The organism is Sciscionella marina DSM 45152 (assembly GCF_000379465.1).
Lineage (GTDB): Bacteria > Actinomycetota > Actinomycetes > Mycobacteriales > Pseudonocardiaceae > Sciscionella > Sciscionella marina.
Map to the genome: position 1 here is coordinate 44,162 of NZ_KB905404.1, position 22,646 is coordinate 66,807.

Genomic DNA, 22,646 nt, shown 5'->3' on the forward strand with positions numbered 1-22,646 from the left:
CTGCCGAGTTGACGACCGGATGCTCAGGCTGGGGTGAAGAACGGCGAGTCTTCGGTGTCGCTGCCGGCCTCGTCTTTGGGGCGCTGCTGAACCAGTGGTGGCTCGCAGGCGAGGGTGGGCAGGTTCTGGTTGGGGTACCGGTCCTGGACGTCCTGGCGGGGATGGTTGATGTAGAGGGTTGGCAGGTACTCGTCGACCGGGATGATCGCTTGGTCAAGTCCGGCGTCGAGGACGGTGTCGAGGCCGCTGCGGCTGAGCAGGTAGGCGAAGCTGCAGTGGCTGTAGCCGGGGTGTACGTACCCAAGGATGGCAGGGCGGTCGGGATCGAGCTTGTACCGGCCGAGGTAGATGAAATCCGCGGCGCTGTGGGCAGCAGTCATCTCCAGCGTGTCATGGAGGTTTGTCGCGAAGTTCGGACCGACGATCGCGTCGTCTTCGAGGATCAGTGTCCAGTCCGCGTCGTGTTCGGCTGCGTCGTGCCAGCAGGCCAGGTGGGCGAGCGTGCAGCCGATCTCGCCGTATTTGAGCGGGCGGCTCCACCAGGGATTGTCGGATTCGATCTGCCAGGGAAAGCAGCGCACACCGCGGGCCTTCAGTTCGTCAGCCGTGATGTCGAGGCCGTCGAAGCTGGTGTCCCAGTCCGAGGTGAACTGCGGGGCCAGCTCGGCGGGGATGGTGCGGCTGATCTCGCTGCGCCGGTCGCTGCGTCGGGTGAGGTTGATGACGTAGGTGCGGATCGTCGTGGCCATGACTGTTCAGTTCTGGTGTCCGAGGTAGCGGTGCGTGTTGTTCGTGATGACTTGGAATGGTTCGTTGTGGTGGCGGGTGAGGATCAGCAGGGGCTCGACGTCGTTGAGGTCGGCGACGTCGGTGATGCCGCCGACCCGACGGGCCTCGGTGACGAGCACGAAGTCTGCCTCGCCGACACGATCGGTGAGGTATTGGGTGCTGCGTTCACCGCGATTACCTTCAAGCAGGCAGTAAGCCGCGCCGAGTACGCCGAGGGTGAGGCAGCCGCCAAGGAGGAACACGGTGGTCCCTTGGGCGAGGGTTAGGCGTGTCAGGACAGCCAGGTCTTCGAGTAGTGCTCCGCGGTGTCCCCATTTGGGGCCGAGGGCCATTTCGATTTGGGGAACGACGAGGGGGTCGTCCTCACCGAGCTCGTGGGGTTCGAAGTGGAATGGGAGCTGTGGCAAAAAGGAGCGGTACTTCGCGTTCCATGGTGGCCCACCGACCACTACCAGGACGTCGGATTCCGTGGCGTAGTGCTCTGATGGGGCGAAGTCGCGCACGGTCGCTTCGGGTTCGAGTTGGGCGAAGCGGGTGCGCAGGTAGATGAGGGTGTCCAGGTCGGCGAACTTGGCGTACCGCAGATAGTTCCGGTCTTCTGCTGCGGCGTATTCCGGGCGCTCGTCCGCTGGGATCTCGGAGCACACGACATCGATACGGGCACTTGGGTGTAGTCCCCAGAACTGCTTGGTCCCGTCCCGACTATCCGCTTTGCCTGTTGCCGTGTTTGCAGGGCTGGGCGTCGAGCTCGTTGGTGCGTGCGCCTCGTTCAAGAGTTGGTAGGCAAGCGTGTCAACGGCGGAATCGGCTTGGCGCCGCACGGTCATGGAGACACATCCTTGCGCCGCAGCGTAGGACGATCGCCGTTCAGTGAGGGTCGGATAGCAGTGATCGGCCGACAGGTTGAACTCGACGTCCAGGACATCACGGATTGCGGGGACCTGCTCCTCAATAGCCGCACGCAGTGTCTGTACCAGGTGCTTGACTTCAGCCGCCGAGCTTTGATCACCGACACCCTGGCGCCCAAGATAGTGCCGCACCGGGGCGCTGAGCGAATCCAGCACCGCCGTTGGACGCGCCAGAGCGAGTCCTCGTCGCAATCGCACGAGGTCGCGCCTAATTTCCTCCAGGCTCGGAGAACGGTCGTCGCTCACGATGAACACCATATGATCAGTTTCTGTTCAGTTGAACAGTAACTCATCCAATTTTTGGGATTTCGGGCCGTGCCTCCAGAAACCACACTGAGCGTACAAACCCACTGCTGTCGGGGCGACCACAAGAACCGGCGACGGGTTTCCTCATCCAGACGCAACCGTAAGTGAAGGCTGTCAATCCATGTGCGACCTGACGAGCTCCCCTGTACCTGACCACGTGATTCCAGACAGGAGTGTCCACGGATGCACGCGCAGGTAGCATCGATGCGAATCGTCCTGGTCCGACTCCAGCCCGCATACGCACGCGGCGAAATCGACCGGGTCTGCCATGCCACCTACGTGGATCCCGCATCGCCACCGGCGACGATCAAGACCCTGTGCGGGCTGCACCTCGATCCCCGAACGGTCGACTTTTTCGGCCGCGCGACAGGGGTTCTGTGTTCGGGATGCGCGCCAGCGGTGCGCATGCCAAGGTCGGCTAATCCTCAGGAAACGGCCGAACCTGTCAGCACCGGGACGAGGCTCGACCTGGCGCCTGCGGCGGCGATCGTGCCGGGCAGCCCTGCGATCGGATTGCGGGACGAACGGCTGGTACACCGGGTCCCGTCAGAACCGATCGTTCGCGAACTCCATGGCAAGCCAGTGGTTCTCGCGCCCTGCGGTGTGATGGCGCATCCAGTCACGAGCGAGCCACCGCGCAGCTGGGCTCGCTGCCGCACATGCGCAGAAGACGAAGGCAGTTATGGCGCCATCCGGGATTGAGGAGGAGAAGAGCTTGTCGCGTGGTTTCGCATTCCCAGACCTCGCGGCGGGGCGGCATGGCCTCTGCGTCGGCATGCGTGCCGTCTCGCCGCGGACCAGACACGACAGCGATCCACGGAAGTGAGGGTGGGGTTCCGTTGATGTTGACGGTGCAGAGTTTCCCGACTTTCGAGCGCGCCTATGGGGCGGTGCTTGATCAGGTGGTGAACCGGTATTGGTACCGGAACGCGCCGCGCGGGATAGAGAGTCGTGAGGTGTTGAACGTGGGGTTTCAGCTCAACGATCCGATCCAGCGTGTGGCGTGGCTGGGTTCGCGGCGCACGAATGTCGTGTTCTGTTTCGCGGAGGCGTTGTGGTTTCTGTGGGGCCGTGACGATCTGGCGATGATGGCCTACTACGCGCCGAGGATGCGTGCCTACTCGCGTGATCAGACCACGATCACTGGTGCTTCGTATGGCACCCGCCTGTTCGGTGACATCGATGAGGATGAGCGTTCGCAGTTCGATCGCTGCCTGGAGTTGATCCGCGGTGATCCGGCGACGAAGCGATCGTTCATGGTGATCTTTCGTCCGTGGGAGACCACCGACCCGGCTCATCCGGATGTGTCGTGTGCGGTGGGGTTCCAGCTGTTGGCCAGGGATGGGTTGTTGAACGCGACCTGCTACATGCGCGCCAACGATGCGATGCAGGGCCTGGTCTCGGATGTTTTCTCGTTCACGCTGATTCAGGAGTTCGCCGCCCGCCTGCTCGGCCTCGACGTCGGCGTGTACGGGCACCTGGTCGGGTCGATGCACCTGGGCGTGAAGCACCTCTCCCGCGCCCAAACCGTCCTGGACGAGATACGCCAGCCGGACACGGTGCCGCGGCGGTTCCGGTTTCCAGCGATGCCCACCGACACGGGCTGGGATGATGTGCAAGCGTTGCGCGGGCACGAATACGCGTTGCGGACCAACGAGATGCGCTACCCGCCCTGGTATATCGAGTCTCTCGGGTTCCCTTGGTATTGGCAGCAGGTGCTGTTGTTGTTCGAGTGCTATCGCCAGATCGCGCACGAGCCCGAGCAGAGTCTGGATCCGGTCACGCTGGCCGCGTTGGATCCCGGGTTCGCGTGGCTGGTTCGGCATCGGTGGCCCAGCCGCATGCCCACCACCGGGGGATCAGCGTGAAGCGGCATAGCGGGGTGTCGGGGTGCGTGCTGGATGGGGTCGAGTGGTCGCGGTGGACGGTGATCCTCGTGAAGCCGGACGCGCTGCGCCGCGGGCTGGATCGGCATGTGCTGACCCGGATCGGGTTGGAAGTCGATGTGGTTGCGCAGGTGCGGGTCACGGTCGCGGCGTGGCAGATCCATGTGCATTACGCGGACATGCTCGTTGACGCGGACTGGTTTCCCGGTCTGGATGTGCCGGCCGTGCTCGAGGCCATGTATGTCGGGCGCGAGGTGATCGTCGCTCTCGGGCGCGGGCGCGACGACCATACGACTTCTCGGGTTCGGGCGCTGCTGGGGCATTTCGATCCCTCCCGGGCGGCGCTGGGCACGATCCGCGGGGATCTGGGCATCGACACCCTGGCACGTGCTCGCGTGCGGGGCCGGTTCGTGGAGAACCTCGTGCACACCAGCGATACCCCGGCCGCGACCCGACGGGATTTCGGCACGTGGTTCGGCGCGGACCAACACGCCCTACTCGACCCCACCAGCCTCGCCGAGGATGGCCAGGCTGGCGCGATGAAGGAGGTTTCCCCATGACTCGCCTAGGTTCACTGAACACTGGTCCGCGCACGCTGCCGTTGATGCCCGCCGGGCAGCAGGACGGGCTGGATCCGTATATGGCCCAGATCGTGACCTACCGCAAAAGCGGGCTCTCGTTGAACCACATCATCGGCTGCCCGTTGGATTGTGGTTATTGTGTGCGGCATTTCTGGGGCAACTTCGACGTGAAAACCCCACACCTGCTGGTCTCCACCGGTCGGGCGGTGGAGTTGTTGGTGGCCCACGAGGGATTCCGCCCGCACATCACTCCGGTCCAGTTGTTCAACAAGGCCACCGACCCGTTCCTGCCCGGGGTGAAACCGCACCTATTCGCGGTGCTGCGCGACCTCGATGCCCGTGGGTTGACGAATCTGGTCTTGGTGATCACCCGGTTCCGCGTCACCGAACGGGATATGGCCGCCCTCGAAGAACTCCGGCATCTGCGGGTGACGGTGTTGTTCACCTATTCGGGCATCACCGATGAGCGGGTCGAACCGATCGCGAAATCCCGCATCACCGTCTCCTCCCTGCACACCGCCTGCCGCACCAAACAGCGCACGAAGGTGATTCTGTACTGGCGCCCGATCGTGCCGGGCTGGAACGACGACCCCGCCACCATGGCGCATGTGCTCGACATTGGTCGGGATGCTGATGCGGTCGTGTTCACCGGCTATTACCACAAGGAAGAAAACGCTGACTACCTCCGCAACCTCGGCGTCGAGGTCCCGTACGCGCACGACTACGCGCGCCGCAAGGTGCTGCCCGCCGAGCTGGATCAGACCGTGATCGATGCCTGGCGCGCCTCCGGGGCCCGGGCGCCGTTGTTCCGCAAAACCTCCTGCGGCGTGTCGTTCGTGCACGGGGTGGCGGATTACAACGGGCATTGGGGTGTGCGCGAGCTCTGCGATATCTGCCCCACCCAGCAGCAACAACGCTGTTCCCAAGTCCACGTACCACCCACCCAGGATCGGCTGGAGCAGGTGCTGGACCAGCTGGGGTATGAGACCCCGGTGATGCTGGATGGCGGGCATATCTGGACGCACGGGTTGAGCGAGCAGCAGCGCTATCCGATCCAGCACCAGCTCGGCTACCAGATCTGGGACCTCGACCTGCCCCACTTCGCCCACGCCCACGGCCGCTCCCTCACCGGCTATGCGCCCAGCGCGGAAGACCAGGACCATATTGCGGCGGTGCGCGACCGGTTCAGCGCGGAAACGAGGTTTGATGACGACTAACACCGTATCCGCCCGGTATCCGAGGGGGCAGCGTTGAACACACCAGCCGCGGCGTGGACACATGCCGACCTCGTCTGCATTGACCTCGAAGGCACCGGACCCCAGGACCCCGCGGGCGAAGCCATGCTCGAAATCGCCCTCGTCCCCCTCATCCACGGGGAACCGGCTATCGCGCAGGCGTACAGCACGTTAGTCAATCCCGGCCGCCCCATCCCGCGCGGGCCGTGGATTTCCCCGGGCATCACCAACCCGGTTCTGGCCACCGCGCCGTCTCTGGCGGAGGTCGCCCCGACGATCGCGTCGCGGGTCGCCGGGAAGATCCTGGTCGGGCATAACGTCGCCGTCGACTGGCGCCTGCTACACCAGCTCGTCCCCGAGGCAGCGCCGGTCGAGCTGCTCGACACGCTCCGGCTGGCCCGCGCCCTGCACCCCGAACGCAAGAGCGGCCACGGACTCGCCTCTTGGCTGGAACGGCTCATCCTCACCCCACGCGTCGATGAGCTGGTTCCCGGGAGTCAGCACCACCGGGCCCTCTGGGATGCCACCGCCGCCGGGCTCCTGCTTGCCGCGCTGCTGGCCGATCAACCCCACGATCTCGCCTCTTTGCGCACTCTGGCCGGTATCCGCCTCACCCCAGCACCCGAGCCCATGGAGCAGCCATCGTTATGGGACTAGCAACACCACCCGCACTCCCGGCCACCGCGAGCGGCACGTTCTGGCTCGGCGGGGACCTGCCCGTACACCGGATCGGGTTCGGGGCCATGCAACTCACCGGCCCCGGACACTGGGGCCCACCACCCGATCTGGCTCGGGCGCGGGCGGTGCTGCGGGACGCGGTCGCGCTCGGGGTCAACCACATCGACACCGCCGACGCCTACGGACCCCACACGGGCGAAACCCTCATCCACGACACCCTCCACCCCTATCCCGAGCGCCTGGTCATCGCCACCAAGGGCGGCATGACCCGCCCTGGTCCCAACCGGTGGCAACCCCACGGCGATCCCGACTATCTGCGCCGGTGTGTCGACGCCAGCCTCACCCGGCTCGGCCTCGAGCGCATCGACCTGTACTACCTGCACCGCATCGACCCACATGTGCCCCTCGCAGACCAGCTCGGCGTCCTCACCGAAGCACAGCAGGCCGGCAAGATCCGCCACCTCGGCGTCTCCAAGGTCAATCTGGACCAGCTCCGCGAGGCCCGGACCCATGCCGAGATCGTCGCGGTGCAAAACCGCAGCAACACCGCCATCCCGGACACCGAGGTGCATGACTACTGCACCCGATACGGCATCGCCTACGTCCCCTTCGCGCCCCTCGGCGCCGGAGCCCTGCTGCCGCAAGCAAACAAAACCCGTGCGGTTGGCGAACAGTTGCGCTGGCAACTCGACCGCTCCCCGGTCACCCTGCCCATCCCCGGCACCGGCAACCCGGCCCATCTGCACCACAACATCGAAGCCGCTAGAAAGACCCGAACCCCATGACAATCCCCGAAACACCATTGCAGGTTTGGAACATCACCATCCAAGGCCGCAACCTCGGCCAGGCGCTGCGGAACGCCGGTGAGTGGTTTCACCAGCAGGGCATCGATGACGCCACCGGCTACGGCATCAACATCGAGCAAATCGAACTCGACGCCACCTACCTCGACATCTGCTACCGCCCCATGCACGACGACGAGAATCTCGACGCCCCGAGCTCCGAGGGGAGGAGCATGCCGTGAACACCAGCGCGGAAACCACGCCTGCGGCGTTGCGCGAGCAGATGATCGCGGCCATCAAGGAAAGCTACACGCTCTCCCCGGTGGTCGAGGACGCGCTGCGCGCCGTCGAACGACACCAGTTCGTCCCTCAGGTGAGTATCGAGGAGGCGTATGCGAACGAGATCGTCGTGACCAAACAAGACGCGGACGGGCAGATCCTGTCGTGCTTGTCGCAGCCTGCGATCGTGGGGATGCAGCTCGAACAACTCGCCGTCCAGCCCGGTGACCGTGTCCTGGAAATCGGGGCGGGAACCGGCTACCACGCCGCCCTGCTCGCCTATTTGGCCGGACCGGGCGGGCATGTCACCGCGATCGACACCGACACCGACATCGTCACCGACGCCCGCGCGCGCCTGGCCGCAACTAGTGTCGGCAACGTCGAGGTCGTCCGCGGCGACGGCGCCCTCGGCCACCCCGCCAACGGGCCCTACGACAAAAACGTGGCCACCGTAGGGATATTCGAGATCCCCGACACCTGGCTACACCAGCTCGCCCCAGACGGGCGTGTCGTCGCACCCGTGCGGTTGTGGGCCAGCGTGACCCGCTCCCTCGCCCTCGAACACGGCCCCACCGGCTGGTACAGCGTCGATCACCAGATGTGTGGGTTCATCCCGCTACGCGACAGCACCGCCGACGACCCCCGCACCATCCTCAACCTCACCCCCAACCGCACGGTGCAGCTACACCTCAACCAGGAACACCACCTCGACACCGAACACCTGCCCGGAATCCTCGACCAACCCGCGGTCACCGTCGGAACTGGGGTGATGTTCGGTCGCAGGGAATCGGTCGAATGGCTCTACCTCTGGCTGACCTGCGTCCTCGACACCGGAATCTGCCGCATGCCCGTCACTCAAGAAGCCATCGACACCGGGCTCGTTGACCCCATGTTCAGGTGGGGCACCATGGCCACCCCTGCCCGCGGCAGCCTCGCCTACCTCACCTGGCGAACCGAACCCGACGACCACCGCGACCAGCCACTGGAAGTCGTCGTCATCGGCCACGGACCACAAGCCAGCCTCCTCACCACCGAAATCGCCGGACACATCCAGACCTGGAACCAGCAGTTCCGACACAGCGGTGTCGCGTTCGAAGTGTCCGCTGAAGCTGGTGCATCCGATGCTGACTCCACCACACGGTTCAGCCTCCCACGCGCTGGCCGATCAATCAGTGTCATCTGGCGGTAGTCGCCATGAGTTGGGCCGTCATCCCTATTCCGACCGTTAGTTCCCTCGCGTTGACCGAGGTCCTCGTCACGGTCCTGACACGTGTCGTGGCGGGCCGTCGTGCCGAGTGAACCATCACCGATGATGCGCAAGATCTATCTCGCCATCCGTAAACAGGTCGACGCCGGTGCTACTCGTGAAGAGATCGCACGCAAGCTCGGCATCCCCATGGATGTGGTGCTTGCCTTTTGCCCAAAGGAGCCCGGAAGGGCTGGGACCGCTCGCATCACGAAGGAGCAGCTAGGAATCATCACCAAGGGCTGGCGGGCTGGACGCCCGGTGATTGAGATCGCCCAACAAGCCGGTGTTTCCCTCAAGACTGTGCGACACCACCGCCCCGACGGGACCGGGGAATCACCTCGACGTAACACGTCCGGAGAACCCGGAAGCGACCAGCGCCGAATCACCGGTCAGCAACGAGAAATCATCAAAAACGGATGGCTGACGGGACTGCGAGTGGAGGATATCGCGCGCGAAGCAGGAGTATGCCTTCGCACAGTGGAGCGCTATCGCCCTCCAACAGCCACTAAGAAGCGCGCCAAACGCTTACCTGTCACCAAAGAGAAGCAACAGATCATCGAAGACGGGTGGCGCGGCGGCCTCAGTGCAGCTGATATCGCGCACAAAGCCCAAGTCTCCTTGGTGTCGGTGTACAGATACCACCCACAGAACCCCGCTCGCACATCAGCCACCGAAGCATTGGAAAACGTTCCTGCGCAGAGCCGCAGCCGCGGAAAGCGCGGGATCTCGATCGAACAGTTGCGGACCATCACCGAAGGATGGCACGCGGGCTTGCCGGTCGATGATATCGCCTCACGTGCCCAGGTTTCCCCGGCGACAGTTCACCGACATCGCCCGGACGGCATCCCTGAAAGAAAGCGACGATCAACCCGAGCAAAACCCAGCAGAGACCGACGTCGACTCACCAGCAAACAAGAAAAACAAATCACCGAAGGGCTACAAAACGGGATTCACCCGCAAAAAATCGCGTACCTCGCCAAAGTCGACTTGACAACAGTGTATCGGCGGAAAGCGAAGAAATGACAGCACGAGTGGACACCACCTCCGCCGCCCACCGGGATGCCACACTATTCCACGGTTGAGCTTAAAACTTCCATGATACGCGCAGCGAGAACCGATACTGGCGCCCACTGATCGGCGACCGCGTTCTCAGGGAAGATGATCCGACCAAGGGGATCCCCGAGGCTGCGGGATTCCCCGACTTTGAGGGCCTTGGGAGCGACGTGCGGATAGTAGGTCCAGACAGCCTCGCCGACGAGGACAGGCATCTCGATCGAGTGGTTGTCGAGGTGGACGACGAGGGTCATGACGCGGCCGGTATGGGTCGATGAGGGGTCGACGCGGGCGGCGCCTGCTTCGGCGTCGATCTCGTAGCCACCGAGGGTTTGCACCAGCGCATCGACCAACGCGTTGCTGGCCATCAGCAGAGCAGTCCGGCCTTCGCGGGTGGATGGTGAGAGGGTCTTGCCTTGCTCGGTCCATGCTTGGCGCGCTTTGTCTTCTAGGTCCACCGTTCCGGTCGCCACGAGATCGCTCCTTTTCCTGGTCGAGGTCTTCACCGTAGGCGCCGGGTCTGACATTCCCGCAGCGCATGCCACTGGGAGTGCCGACGAACACACGTCAGCACGCAACCGCGAGGACGCTTTCGGTGACTGCTGACACCCGGCTTGACTATGAACAACTATCGAACTTACGTTCGATAATTGCGAGTCTTGGGAGTGGTGCGTGATGCGGTTCGGACTACCGGATGCGTCGTGGGCGTCGGTCGAACGGGTGGCCTCGGGCCGCGCGAGCGTGCGGCCGGAGCAGGCAGTTGATCCTGGGGGTGGTGTGTATGTGCCGCCCGCGGGGATGCGGGTTCGCTGCCCGTCCGAGGAGGGGGATCGGGGGTGGGTGCCGTACGCCGAATTGCACTGTCACACGGACTTCAGTTTCTTGGACGGGTCATCGAGTCCCGAAGATTTGGTGGAGGAGGCTGTTCGGCTGGGGTTGGATGCGATCGCGGTCACCGATCATGACGGCATGTATGCCGCGGTCCGGGTCGCCGAAGCAGCCCGAGCCTGCGGGATCCGCACCGTGTACGGCGCCGAGCTGACCCTGGATGCAGGCGCGCCGGAAGGGGAACCGGATCCTGGTGGGCGGCATCTGCTGGTGCTGGCTCGCGGGCTGGAAGGCTACCGGCGCCTGTGTCGCGTGCTCTCGACGGCGCATCTGCGCGGGGAGGGAAAACGCCAGCCGCGGTATGAGGTGGATGAGGTTGTTGAGGAGTTGGCTGGCCACGTGCTGGTCCTATCCGGCTGCCGCAAGAGCCTGGTGCGCCGCGCGCTCGCCGAACGCGGTCCGCAGGCGGCGGGCGAGGAGTTGCGGTGGTTGGTTGACCGGTTCGGCGACGAGCATGTCGCTGTCGAGTTGCTGGATCACAGCATGCCGGGTCAGGACCGGGACAATGATGTGCTCGCCGGGATCGCGGGCGATCTGGAGCTGGCCACGATCGCGTCGGGGAATGTGCACTACCACCAGCCGAACCGGGGTCGGTTGGCCGCGGCGATGACCGCGGTCCGTGCCCGCCGCAGCCTGAACGAGATGGATGGCTGGCTCCCGGCCGCGCCGATGGCGTATCTGCGCTCCGGGCAGGAGATGGCCCACCGGTTCTCCCATTTCCCGGGGGCGGTGCAGCGTGCCGCGCTCCTCGGCGTCGAATGCTCCCTCGACCTGAGCCTTGTGGCTCCCGAGCTTCCGCTGTGCCCGGTCCCGGACGGGCACGACGAAGCCTCCTGGCTGTGTGAACTGACCTACCGATTCGCCCGCGAGCGCTACGGACCACCGGCCGGGGCTCCGGAGGCGTATGCGCAGCTCGACCGCGAGCTCGATGTGATCAAGCGGATGGGGTTTCCGGGGTATTTCCTGATCGTGCGCGACATCGTGCAGTTTTGCGAGGACAACAACATTCTCTGCCAGGGGCGAGGTTCGGCGGCCAATAGCGCGGTGTGTTACGCGCTGCGGATCACCAACGCCGACCCCGTCCGCTGGAATCTCCTGTTCGAACGGTTCCTGTCCCCGGAGCGCGACGGATACCCGGACATTGACGTCGACATCGAGTCTGGGCGCCGTGAGGAGGTGATTCAGTACGTGTACCAGCGTTATGGGCGCACGAACGCGGCGCAGGTGGCGAACGTGATCACCTACCGCATCCGCTCGGCGGTCCGGGACGCGGCGAAAGCGCTCGGCTACACGACCGGCCAGCAAGACGCCTTCTCCCGCATACTGCGCCAACACCACATGACCAGCCACACCAGCCCTGCTTCGAAACCCAACGACCGCAACACCAACGACGGCGCGGACGGTGAGGCGGACGTGATCCCAGCGGATGTGCAACAGCTTGCCGAGCAGTTTGTGGATCGTCCGCGGCATTTGGGGATTCATTCGGGCGGCATGGTCTTGTCGCGTACCCCGGTCAGTGAGGTGTGTCCGGTGGAATGGGCCCGGATGGAAAACCGGTCGGTGCTGCAATGGGACAAGGACGACTGCGCCACCGCGGGCCTGGTCAAATTCGACCTCCTCGGCCTCGGGATGCTCACCGCCCTGCACCACACCATCGACCTCATCGCCGAATACCACGGCGACACGATCGACCTCGGGCACCTTGATCTGGCCGATGCGAATGTGTACGACATGCTCTGCCGCGCGGATGCGGTCGGGGTGTTCCAGGTCGAATCCCGCGCCCAACTCGCCACCCTCCCACGCCTGAAACCCCGGTGTTTCTACGACCTCGTGGTCGAGGTCGCGCTGATCCGTCCCGGCCCGATTCAAGGTGGGAGCGTGCACCCGTACCTCCGGCGTCGTGACGGGGAACCCTGGCAACACCTGCATCCCTTGCTGGCCAACAGTCTGGACAGAACACTCGGTGTGCCGTTGTTCCAGGAGCAAGTGATGCAGGTCGCGATCGATGCCGCCGACTTCAGCCCCGCCGATGCCGACCTATTGCGCCGCGCGATGGGCGCGAAACGCTCCGCGCGCGCCATGCAGCGTCTCCGCGAGCGTTTCTTCGCCGGGACCGATACCAACGCCATTCCCCGTACGATCGCCGAGACGATCTTCGAACAAGTGCAGGCATTCTCGAACTATGGGTTCCCGGAAAGTCACGCGCACAGCTTCGCGCACCTGGTCTACGCCAGCGCCTGGCTCAAACACTACTACCCAGCAGCCTTCTGCACCGGCCTGCTGCGCGCCCAGCCGATGGGCTTCTGGTCCCCACAATCCCTGATCACCGACGCACGCCACCACGGCGTGCAAATCCTGGGACCAGACATCAACCACAGCAGCGTCGAGGCCACCCTCGAACCCCACCCGACCAGCCGCGACCACCGCGCCATCCGGCTTGGCCTCAGCGGCATCGGCAACGTCGGCGACACTTACGCCGAGCACATCGTCACCCAACGCGATGAACGCGGCCTCTACCGGGACCTCAACGACTTCCTCGCCCGCGCAGGCACAGACCTGCCTCGTGGTGTGCGCGAAGCCCTCGCCACCGCGGGTGCCTTCGACACACTCGCCTCGAACCGGCGCGAAGCCCTGTGGAGCATCGGACACCCCGCCCACAACCACCCCGACACGCTCGACCTCGACGCCTCGATCACCGCACCCGCACTGCGCGAGCTCGATCCGACTGAAACCGCACACGCCGACCTGTGGGCCACCGGCATCACCCCCGACCAACACCCCATCGCCCACTACCGCCCCCAACTCACCAAAACCGGAGCGATCCCCGCCGCTCAGGTCGGACACTATGCGGACAAGAGGATCCTGCGGGTCGCCGGGCTCATCACCCACCGACAACGCCCCGGCACCGCAGGCGGAATCCTGTTCCTCAACCTCGAAGACGAAACCGGCATGGCCAACATCCTCATCCACCCACCCACCGCAGAACGCTACGCACGCGCCCTGCAGCACAACGCCATCCACATCACCGGACAACTCCAAGCAGCCAACAACACCCACACCCTCATCGCCCACCACATCACCCCAATCCCCATCGCCCTCCCCACCGAAAGCCGCGACTATCGCTAACTGCTAAGCCGATAACGCCTCGTCGGCGTGGATCCGCGGTGTATGAAGCAGGAGTGCGGTTTCTCCGGTGCTGCCCACAGGAGAGTCGCGCCCGCGCCCGGGTACGCCAGCACCGACTCGGTCGGCGGGCACTGATTCTGCGGATCGGTAACCTCCTTCGAGACCCGAGGCAGACGGTCGGTTACTTGTCCCAGTTTTTCCAACTGTTGCCGGAATGTTTGGGTCCCGAATACCTCCACTGCGGAAGCGAGCGCGTCTGTTTCTCGGGCGCTGAGCGTTCTCTCGCTCGTCTGCATCACGGTCGGCCTTCGGCGCAGCTCGCGCCCAGCGTCTCGGCTATGGTCTCGCCTGTCCTCTCCACTCTGTCCATCAGCATCTCCAGCCAGTCTGGCGAAGGGGTGAACACCTTAACGAGGTGCTCCGGCAGCACCGCGCCCGAGGACACATGCACCTGGGCAAGTACCTGCTCGTCCTGTGCTTCGTGTTGGGTCTTCCAGCGACGCAACCTTTCCGCAGGATATAGCTCCTCTGCGGTGGTTGAGTCGTCCATCTCAGCGTGGTGCGGATGGCACAACAACAGCAGGTTGCGGAAGCTGTCGCGTGGCGCCGGACGGCCCAGTGCAGCCGGACAGGTCTGTTTAAGGAGCGGGTAGCCGTCGGCGCGCATCTGGACTGCGTTTTTGGACCACCGACGAGTAAGATAGATCATAGCGTCTAACGAGGAAGCGGGACCCATGCCCAGCGAGGAAAATAGACATCGAGATTACGGTACCGAGGAACATTTAGGCAGGTCAGCCAAAGACTTCGCGCAGGCGTATGGCTATGTCCAATCGGGCAAATACATCAAAGACATGGGGGAGGAATTACCACGAACTCCCACGCCTTGGTGGGGTGGTGCCCTGGCATCGATCGCCGTGTTGTCGCTGATCGCCTGCATCGTTATTGGGTTTGTGTACAGCATAAAGCTTGCCACAATGGGCGGACTAGTTGTAACACTCCCACTATTTATAATAGTGGGAGTTATAGAGCTGGTATACATCATCAGGCGTAACAAGAATAGTGACCATTCCTAGTCGATCCGGTTTCCATGGTAGAGAATAATACTGATTAAAAGTGCACCAACGGTGAGTGCGACTGCTGGGACTAGAACAATCGGGTCGAACCCAGAAATATAGTATCCCAGATAGCATCCGATAGCACAGATGATAACAATCGCCAGGTGTAACCACGATGTGCGCCGCTTCATTCGTCGATACTCTTTTCAAAGATCAGATGCTGGCGGCGAGCGATAATTCGCCGCCAGCATGACTGGTTATCTTGTTTGATCTATTCAGTCGATGCTCGATACAAGAGGTACGCTCCGGCAGCGATACCTATCAGCCCTACACCGAGCGTGAAAACGCCGAGGAGCAATGAAGACGCAAGCACTTCACCCGCAAAGACGCTCACCTCGGCACCGCCCGCAACGCCAAAAGCGCCCCCGATGCCAAGACCCGCCGTCCTCGTAGAAGCTCCGGTGGCGTCTTGGTTGTTGATGGGATCACCTTGCGCGTAGGCGTAGGTGTTGACTTCTTGGTTGGTGGGGTCTGGTTGTGTGTAGCGGCCGAGGCTGGGATTGTAGTGGCGGTATCCGAACAGGTCTAGGCCGTTTTTGAGCTGGTAGGCGCCGATGTAGCGGATGGGGTTGTCGGCCGCGGCGTCGCCGGTGGTGACGGGGTCGCCGTAGGGGGTGTAACGGTAGCTCGCGGCGAGGTTGCCGCTATTGTCGAGCATGCCGATGGTGCTGCCCTGATAATCAGTGATCAGGTTGTATTTCTTCCCGCTGGCGACCTGTTCGGTGATCACCTTCCCATCGGGGTCACGGTTGTAGCTGGCTTTCTGCCCATTCACGGTTTCGGAGGTGACCCCGAGCGCGGTGTGCGCGAACGTATGCGTCGTGGTGCTGTTGTTCGGGTTTTTCTCCGTGATCACGTTCGGTTGGGTGTTGTTCAACGTGTCATACGAGGCCCGCAGAATGTCCGGATCGGCCTTGGTGAGCTGATCGGTGGAACTGTAGGTCAGTGTCGAATCCGGACCTTGGGTGCTGGTCATGTTGCCGGTGCTGTCGTAGAGCATGGACTGGTCACCGGCTTGGGTGGTCTGGTTCGACGCGTTCAAGGTGAACTGTTGCCCGTTGAGGCCGGTCATGTTGTCCGCAAGGTCGTAGTCGAACTGTTGGGTATCGGCCTTGGTCATCCGATTACCACCGTCGTAGGTGTAGTTCACCGTGCCAGTCGCATCGGTCTTGGCCTGCACCTTCCCGGTATCACTCCCGGCACTGTTGCTGTACCGGTAGTCGTTCGACAACACGGTCTTTCCCGCGGCGTTGGTGGCGGTCACACCGATTTGGCGGTCGGCGTCGTCGTAGGTGTTGTTCTGCGCCCCACCGCCGGGGAAACTGGTCTTGGTGCGGTTGTTGTCGTTGTCGTAACTGAAGCTGGTCTTGTCGCCTTGCGGATCGGTCATGCTGGTCGTCCGGTTGGCCGTGTCGTAGCCGTAACCGGTGGCCCCGTTGCCGTCGTTGAGGCGGGTGAGGTTGCCGGCTTTGTCGAACCCGTAGGTCGTGGTCGTGTCGCCACCGCTGCTGTCCTGGCGGCGTTGGCTCACGATCAGGCTCGTGTTCCACACATCGTATTGCGTGGTGAGGGTGATTCCGCCGGTTTGTTGTTTGGTGAGGTTACCGTCGGTGTTGTACTCGTAGCTGGCTAGGAGTTTGGCGTCGCCGCTGGGTTGGTCTTGGTCGATTTCGACGACTCGGTCGAGTTTGTCGTAGTAGTAGTGCAGCACCACCCCGTTACCGTTTTTCACCGTCGATACCCGGGATAGGGAGTCGTAGGTGTAGCTGCTGGCGCCGCGCGGTCCGGGTGGGGAGGTCTTGGTGAGGTTCCCGGACCGGTCGTAGTCGAGGCTGGTGGTGTGCCCGTTGCCGTCGGTGACCCGCGAGAGGGTGCCGTTGGCCTGGTTGTAGGCCAGCGTTTGCAGATCCGCGTTCAATCCGTCGGAGTGCACCTTGGTCACGTTACCCGCGGCATCATGCGACTGGGTAGTCGTGTTGCCCTGCTGGTCGGTGAACGAGGTGGGTAGGTTCGGGTGTGCCGCGTCCGCGTAGCCCACGCTGGTTTTCGCTCCGGTGGGCAGTTTCGTGCCGATCAGGTTGTTGCGGTCGTCGTAGTCGGCGGTGGTGTTCTTGTCGTTGCCGTTGGTGATCTGGGAGAGGCTGCTGTTCGCGGTCCACTGCTGTTTGCGGGTGTGTCCGAGCGGGTCGGTGGCCTCGGTCTGACGCCCTTGATCATCGTATTTGTAGGTGGACGCGTGCCCGTTCGGGTCGGTCTCGGTGGTCTGATGATCCCCATACGAGAACTTCGTCGTCAGCGGGCCGAGTCTGCTGTTCGGCACCGTGAGCGAGGTGAGCCGGTTGCTGGAGTCGTAGTTGAATTCATACGTGTGCCCCATCGGGTCGGTCAGGGAGGTCATCAACCCGGCGTTATTCCAGGCCTGTTTCGTGGTTTTGCCGTCGCGGTTGGTGAACGAGGTCATCTGCCCCGCGTCGTTGTAGGTGTAGGACCCGGCGGCGAGTCCGGTGGGGTCGGTGACCCGGGTGATGTGTTTGTCCGAGTCGTAGTCGAAGGTGTTGACCCGGCCCTGGCTATCGGACACCGACGCGGTGGTGCCATCGGTGTTGTACCGGTAGCTGTTCGCGTTCCCATTCCGATCAGCTTGGGCCAACAGCCATCCGGCCGGGTTGAATGTCCACACCTGCCCGGCCTGTTTACTGGAGGGTTTGAACGTGAGCGTGAACCCGCCACCCTCGGTTTTCTGCAACGTGGCACCCACCCCGGGAGCCTCCTGATAGCTGCCGTCACTGTTCTTCGAGAACGTGGCGCAATAGCCGGAATCACCGTGCAACGTGACATTCCCATTCGAGAACGTGAGGCCGACATCGTGTCCACCCGATAACGTGGTGCCACCACCAAAACCACCAGGGTTCCCGCGGGAATTGTAGATGTGATCCACCGACAGATTCTGCCCGGTTCCCTTGACCGTCAAATCCCGGTTATCCAACACCACATTCCCCGAACCAGTATCCACCAGCATCTGCAACCGATCATTCACCTGGAACCGCTCCAACGGGAACGACGGCAGGATCCCGGCCTGCGCGGACGGACACCCCGGCACCGCCGAACGCGCGCCCGCGCTGCCCTGCTTGGCCGAGGGATGCCACGCCCCACCCGGCGGCGCCCCGCCGGTCGGTTCCCGATTCACCTCACTCGGCGGCACCCACGCCTGCTCCGAAACCGGATCACCCGTCGCATGCGTTCCCCGCGGACTATTCGAAGGTTTCGCGTTCGCCGACCCTGAGATCGACATCGCTGTCGCCACCGAAATCGCTGTTACTAATGTGCATCCGCGCAGCACGAGGCTGCGCGGCGATCTGCCGCTCATAACAAAAAACCCCATTCCCAAAAATGGACCACCCAGAACTCCGCGAGTAACGCGAAGAACGCTCACGTTACGACTACCACATGATCAACAACCAGCACGGGAGTACAAGTTCACCCGAATGCCACACACCCGATAAGCATCCCGAACCGGATTTCCCTGATGCCGTAACGTTCGCGCACCTAGCGGCGATGACGGGCCGACTACCACTGCAGCAGCTGGGCGAACACCGGGCTTGAGTAGCAGCGGTACAGCGGTTATCGCATTCTTCACAAGAGGCCAGTGAAGAATGCGATGGTGATGGCGCTCATGACGATGATGACGCCGGCGCGGATCACTCGTGGGCTGATGCGTTGGCCGGCCCACGCCGCGATGTAGCCGCCAGCGATTCCCGCTAACAAGACCGGGAGTGTCTGCAGCCATGCCACGTTGCCGGTTGCGATGAACACGATGACCGCGATGGCGCGTGAGGCGGCGAGCAGCAACGTTTTTGGCGGGTTCATCGCTTGCACGTCGGCTGAGCTGAACAGGCTCCAGATGGCCAGCATCATGATCCCGACAGCGCCGCCGAAGTAGCCGCCATAGATGCCGACCACGAACTGCGCGACGAGCAACGGCTTCGTGGTCAGCGTGACCCGCTCCCGCAGGATCGCACCAGCCTGGGGGCCGGCGGCGAAGATCAGGGTCGCCGACAACAACAGCCACGGAACCGCGGCATCGAAGACGGCTTGCGGGGTGATGACCAGCAGCCCCGCGCCGACCAGACCGCCCAAAGCAGTCACCACGACCAGCAGCCGCAGCGGCAGGTCACCGACAGACACCAGGCGGTCTCGGCATGCCCACGTGCTGGCCATGCTGCCGGGAAACAACGCGACGCTGCTGGAAGCGTTCGCCGCCACCGAAGGCACTCCGACCCCGATCAGCGCCGGCAGCGTGACGAACGAGCCGCCACCTCCCACCGCGTTCATCGCCCCTCCTACGAGGCCAACACCGATGAGCAGCAATAAGTTCAGACCGGTCACATATCCCAGCCTGGCGGCGTCCCCTCATCGCCACAATGCGGAATCACCAGAGATAGCCTGTGCCTGAGGCGAAGGCTGATCGCCATGAGGAGACCGATGCGTTTCGATCTGATCGACCTGCAACTGTTTGCCGAGGTCGCCGAGGCCGGCAGCATCACCCGCAGCGCCGAACGCTTGCACTTCGCTCTGGCCTCAGCCAGCGCGAGGATTGCGCATCTGGAGGACGCGCTCGGTGCGCCACTGCTGCTACGCCAGCGGCGCGGTGTGCAACTCACTCCGGCCGGTCGCGCACTGCTGCATCACGCCCGCATCGTGCTCGGACAGGTCGACCAGATGCGAGCAGACCTCAGCGACTACGCGCACGGACTCAAGGCGCACATCCGGCTGCTGTCGAACACCGCAGCCTTGACCGAACACCTGCCCGAGGCACTGCACGCATTCCTGGCCCAACACCCCACCATCGACCTCGGCATCGAGGAGCTCCCCAGCTACGACATCGTCACAGCGCTCGCCGCGCGCCGCGCAGACATCGGCATCGTCGCCGACACCGTCGACATGGGTGAACTACAAGCCTTTCCCTTCCGCCGCGATGACCTCGTGGTGGTGCTCGCCGCGCACGACCCGCTCACCCGCAACGACCGGATCAGGTTCGCCGAGGTTCTCCAGCACCCCTTCATCGGGCTCAACGACGGTAGTGCCCTCGAGCAGCACATCGCCGAGCACGCCGCGCGCCTCGGCGCCCGCCCTTCCTACCGGGTCCGCCTCCGTAGCTTCGACGCGATCTGCCGCATGGTCGAGGCCGGAATAGGCGTCGGGATCATCCCCCAGACCGCCGCCCAACGCTGTAGGCGCTCAATGGCCATCGAACACCGACCCCTCGACGAGCCCTGGGCGGCACGTCAGCTCTCCATCTGCGTCCGAGACCACGACCAGCTCCCCACCCACACCCAAGCGCTGATGAACCACCTCCTCGGGCACGACGCCACGACCTCCCCCTGAACACGGCCCCCGTTCGCACGTGGCCCGTAAAAGGGATCCCTTCCGTACGTACGGCCAGGGTCGGCGGCTTCTGGGAACCGAGCTGTCGGGGCTCGGGTTTGACTTCGAGTGCGCTCGAAGCTCTAGCGTCGCGTTCATGATGACGGTGATCGGTGAGCGGCTGCGGATGCTGGTCGAAGAGGTCGAGGCCCGAGATCTGCCGGAACTCTCGGAGGAGTTGGTGCGCTCTGTGGATCTGCCGGTGGATCGGGGCGAGGGTATGGCGATTGCCGAGGTCGCCGCAGTCACCGGCGTCAGCGCGCACACCCTGCGGTACTACGAGCGCATCGGTCTGCTCACCGTGGCGCGGGACGCCGGTGGTCGACGTCGCTATGACGTGCACGCGGTGGGTCGGGTGATGCTGGTGGGCCGGCTGCGGATGGGCGAGATGCCCGTCCGCGATATCGCTCACTATCTCGACCTGGTGGGACAAGGGGAGGCCACGGTCCCGGCCCGGGTCCATATGTTGCAGGCCCAGCGCAGGGTGGTCCGTCAACGACTGGACCAGCTCCGGGACGTCCTAGCCGTCCTTGATTACAAGATCACCGCGTATGGGGGCAGTGTCAGTTCGGACAGTCCACAGTCGTCCTCGCCGTACGAGCCGCGAGGTGAGAGTTGATGTTCATCCATCTCGACACTCTATCCGTTCTGCGCGGGCGGGCCGAGCAGCTGCGCTGGCTGCACGTCCCCGTATGGACCCAACCCGATGTCGCCCCGGAGAGCTGCTGATGGCCGCTATGAACACCAGCGAGCCCGCGAGAGAGTCGGGCGCGGTGAACACGCGGGTCGTGCTGCGGCCCTACGGCAGCGCGCTGCCGCTGGGATTGCTGTCCTTCGCCGTCGGGATGGTGCTCGTCGCCGGGATCGGACTGCAGTGGATTTCGGGTTCGGATGTCGCCACGGCCGGGTTGGTGATGGTGGTGTTCGTGTTCCCGCTGCAGGGGATCGCCACGGTCTTCGCCTTCCTGTCCCGCGACGTCGGGGTGGCCACCGTGCTCGGGCTGTTCTCCACCTCGTGGATCGCCACAGGCCTGACCCACGTTCTCTCACCGCCGGGCTCCACGAGCACCGCGATCGGACTGTTTCTGTTGGCGTTCGCGCTGGTCCTTGTCGCGCCCGCTGTCGCGGCCGCACCCCTGCGTCCACTGCTCGCGGTGATGCTCGGCGTGTCAATAATACGGGCGGTACTCGCCGCGCTCTACCAGTTGACCGGGGCACCGTGGTGGTCACACGCCGAGGGAATCACCGCGCTAATACTGGCCGGGATCGCGGTCTACAACGGCGCCGCGTTCTTACTGGAGGACGCCCGCCAGCATCCCGTCCTTCCCACCACGCGTCTGGGCAGCGCATACCGAGCGCTACACGGGAACATGACCGAGCAGATCGCCCGGACCCCAAACGAAGCTGGAGTACGCCAACAGCTGTAGTCCCGGATGAGCCCCTGACAGAGGCCAGACGACCGTTAGGAAATCACCGGCGATGTATGGGCGTTCCGCCCGTCGACACCCGCCCCATCGTCCGTATGCGGATCGGCGACTGCACCACAATGCTGGCCATGGAGGAGCACGAGATCGTCGGCCGCGGGTCGATGGACCGGCTGTGGATCGTAGGCGAGACGGTGCGCCGCGAGCGCGGTGCGCATAGCGATACCGTCGCGACGCTGTTGACCCACTTGGAGCGACGAGGGTATCCGTACTCGCCGCGCTACCGCGGTATCGACGAGCAGGGCCGAGATGTGCTGACTCGCTTGCCTGGCGTGCCGGTGCCGACCTTGCGCGGCGACGACCAGCTTCGCGAGGTCGGCGGCGCGATCGCCACCTTCGCCGAAGCGGTGCGCGATTTCCGTGCCCCGCCGGGAGCGCTGTGGCGCAATCCGGAGGACTGGCCGCTGCACGGCGACACGGTGATCCACAACGATATCGCGCCGTGGAACATGCTGGAGCGCGACCAGCGACTGTGCGGGCTGGTCGACTTCGACTCGGCCCGGCCGGGCCGGGCGATCGAGGACGTGGCCTATGCGGCCTGGCACATGACCCCGTTGCATGACGAGCTGATGGGCGACGGTGCTGCCCCACCGGCTCTGGCCGAGCGTCCTCGGCGATTGCGGATCTTTGCCGATGCCTGCGGCCTGGACAGCCAACAACGCTGCCGGTTGCTCGACGAGGTGGCTCGAGTCCAGATCAACCAAGCCGCCCGGGTCGCTGCGGGCGCGCTCGGCCCGCGGGCTGATACCGCGCGGCACTGGGACAGCGGGCGGTTCACCGTCAACATCGCCCGCTCCCTGCTATGGCTCGACCACCATCGTGACCACCTCCAACAGACACTGACCTAAGCGCTACCTCGCAGA

21 protein-coding genes are annotated in these 22,646 nt (G+C 64.0%); 15 read left to right on the forward strand and 6 right to left on the reverse strand.

Annotated features, from left to right (window positions below):
• Nucleotides 1-23: 23 nt before the first annotated feature.
• Complete coding sequence (locus tag A37U_RS0127985) at nucleotides 24-749, reverse strand: glycosyltransferase family 25 protein (protein ID WP_020499989.1); 726 nt, start codon at nucleotides 747-749, stop codon at nucleotides 24-26.
• 6 nt (nucleotides 750-755) lie between these two features.
• Entirely contained in the window at nucleotides 756-1,955 is a 1,200-nt protein-coding gene (locus A37U_RS0127990) for a hypothetical protein (RefSeq protein WP_083933905.1), read from the reverse strand.
• Between the two features lie 231 nt (nucleotides 1,956-2,186).
• Here A37U_RS0127990 and A37U_RS51965 point away from each other — a divergent pair, with 231 nt between their 5' ends.
• The 9 genes from A37U_RS51965 (at nucleotide 2,187) to A37U_RS51970 (ending at nucleotide 9,716) form a co-directional block, all read left to right on the forward strand.
• Complete coding sequence (locus tag A37U_RS51965; protein WP_157183069.1) at nucleotides 2,187-2,705, forward strand: hypothetical protein; 519 nt, start codon at nucleotides 2,187-2,189, stop codon at nucleotides 2,703-2,705.
• Nucleotides 2,663-3,871, forward strand: a complete 1,209-nt coding sequence (locus A37U_RS0127995; protein WP_205623040.1) for a thymidylate synthase — start codon at nucleotides 2,663-2,665, stop codon at nucleotides 3,869-3,871. The genes A37U_RS51965 and A37U_RS0127995 overlap by 43 nt, the downstream gene beginning before the upstream one ends.
• A 26-nt stretch (nucleotides 3,872-3,897) precedes the next feature.
• The gene (locus tag A37U_RS45585) at nucleotides 3,898-4,449 is read left to right on the forward strand and encodes a nucleoside-diphosphate kinase (protein ID WP_051111754.1); all 552 of its coding nucleotides are present in this window, start codon (nucleotides 3,898-3,900) and stop codon (nucleotides 4,447-4,449) included.
• Nucleotides 4,446-5,687, forward strand: coding sequence for a radical SAM family protein (locus A37U_RS0128005; protein WP_040588899.1), 1,242 nt, complete (start codon nucleotides 4,446-4,448; stop codon nucleotides 5,685-5,687). Before A37U_RS45585 ends, A37U_RS0128005 begins: the two co-directional genes overlap by 4 nt.
• A 33-nt stretch (nucleotides 5,688-5,720) precedes the next feature.
• Nucleotides 5,721-6,362: a 3'-5' exonuclease gene (locus A37U_RS0128010; protein ID WP_026197673.1), complete on the forward strand. Its 642-nt coding sequence runs from the start codon at nucleotides 5,721-5,723 to the stop codon at nucleotides 6,360-6,362.
• Nucleotides 6,353-7,168, forward strand: coding sequence for an aldo/keto reductase (locus tag A37U_RS0128015; RefSeq protein WP_020499996.1), 816 nt, complete (start codon nucleotides 6,353-6,355; stop codon nucleotides 7,166-7,168). The genes A37U_RS0128010 and A37U_RS0128015 overlap by 10 nt, the downstream gene beginning before the upstream one ends.
• Nucleotides 7,165-7,407, forward strand: coding sequence for a hypothetical protein (locus A37U_RS0128020; RefSeq protein ID WP_020499997.1), 243 nt, complete (start codon nucleotides 7,165-7,167; stop codon nucleotides 7,405-7,407). Before A37U_RS0128015 ends, A37U_RS0128020 begins: the two co-directional genes overlap by 4 nt.
• Complete coding sequence (gene fxlM, locus A37U_RS0128025; protein ID WP_020499998.1) at nucleotides 7,404-8,633, forward strand: methyltransferase, FxLD system; 1,230 nt, start codon at nucleotides 7,404-7,406, stop codon at nucleotides 8,631-8,633. Before A37U_RS0128020 ends, fxlM begins: the two co-directional genes overlap by 4 nt.
• A gap of 120 nt (nucleotides 8,634-8,753) precedes the next feature.
• Nucleotides 8,754-9,716, forward strand: a complete 963-nt coding sequence (locus A37U_RS51970; protein ID WP_157183070.1) for a hypothetical protein — start codon at nucleotides 8,754-8,756, stop codon at nucleotides 9,714-9,716.
• 44 nt (nucleotides 9,717-9,760) lie between these two features.
• On the opposite strand, the gene A37U_RS0128030 is transcribed toward A37U_RS51970, so the two are convergent.
• Nucleotides 9,761-10,219: a hypothetical protein gene (locus tag A37U_RS0128030; RefSeq protein ID WP_020499999.1), complete on the reverse strand. Its 459-nt coding sequence runs from the start codon at nucleotides 10,217-10,219 to the stop codon at nucleotides 9,761-9,763.
• A gap of 202 nt (nucleotides 10,220-10,421) precedes the next feature.
• On the opposite strand from A37U_RS0128030, the gene A37U_RS0128035 reads away from it, so the two are divergent.
• A complete protein-coding gene (locus A37U_RS0128035) occupies nucleotides 10,422-13,760 on the forward strand; it encodes an error-prone DNA polymerase (RefSeq protein WP_086010834.1) in 3,339 nt (1,112 codons plus the stop codon).
• Between the two features lie 295 nt (nucleotides 13,761-14,055).
• Here the strand turns inward: A37U_RS0128035 and A37U_RS45590 are convergent, their stop codons facing one another.
• Nucleotides 14,056-14,427: a hypothetical protein gene (locus tag A37U_RS45590; protein WP_157183071.1), complete on the reverse strand. Its 372-nt coding sequence runs from the start codon at nucleotides 14,425-14,427 to the stop codon at nucleotides 14,056-14,058.
• Nucleotides 14,428-14,494: 67 nt separating this feature from the next.
• Between A37U_RS45590 and A37U_RS51975 the strand changes: the two genes are divergently transcribed.
• A complete protein-coding gene (locus A37U_RS51975) occupies nucleotides 14,495-14,833 on the forward strand; it encodes a hypothetical protein (protein WP_157183072.1) in 339 nt (112 codons plus the stop codon).
• A gap of 253 nt (nucleotides 14,834-15,086) precedes the next feature.
• Here the strand turns inward: A37U_RS51975 and A37U_RS45595 are convergent, their stop codons facing one another.
• Complete coding sequence (locus A37U_RS45595; protein ID WP_157183073.1) at nucleotides 15,087-18,308, reverse strand: RHS repeat-associated core domain-containing protein; 3,222 nt, start codon at nucleotides 18,306-18,308, stop codon at nucleotides 15,087-15,089.
• A 200-nt stretch (nucleotides 18,309-18,508) separates the two neighbouring features.
• Nucleotides 18,509-19,261 carry a sulfite exporter TauE/SafE family protein gene (locus A37U_RS0128050; protein ID WP_276142738.1) on the reverse strand — a complete coding sequence of 251 codons (753 nt, stop codon included), beginning with the start codon at nucleotides 19,259-19,261 and terminating at the stop codon, nucleotides 18,509-18,511.
• Between the two features lie 96 nt (nucleotides 19,262-19,357).
• On the opposite strand from A37U_RS0128050, the gene A37U_RS0128055 reads away from it, so the two are divergent.
• From A37U_RS0128055 to A37U_RS48620, 4 genes are all read left to right on the forward strand, one after another.
• The gene (locus A37U_RS0128055) at nucleotides 19,358-20,260 is read left to right on the forward strand and encodes a LysR family transcriptional regulator (protein ID WP_020500004.1); all 903 of its coding nucleotides are present in this window, start codon (nucleotides 19,358-19,360) and stop codon (nucleotides 20,258-20,260) included.
• 136 nt (nucleotides 20,261-20,396) lie between these two features.
• Complete coding sequence (locus A37U_RS45600) at nucleotides 20,397-20,918, forward strand: MerR family transcriptional regulator (RefSeq protein WP_040588918.1); 522 nt, start codon at nucleotides 20,397-20,399, stop codon at nucleotides 20,916-20,918.
• 109 nt (nucleotides 20,919-21,027) lie between these two features.
• A complete protein-coding gene (locus A37U_RS0128065) occupies nucleotides 21,028-21,726 on the forward strand; it encodes an acetate uptake transporter family protein (protein WP_020500007.1) in 699 nt (232 codons plus the stop codon).
• Nucleotides 21,727-21,854: 128 nt separating this feature from the next.
• The gene (locus A37U_RS48620; RefSeq protein ID WP_157183074.1) at nucleotides 21,855-22,631 is read left to right on the forward strand and encodes a phosphotransferase; all 777 of its coding nucleotides are present in this window, start codon (nucleotides 21,855-21,857) and stop codon (nucleotides 22,629-22,631) included.
• Nucleotides 22,632-22,646 lie beyond the last annotated feature (15 nt).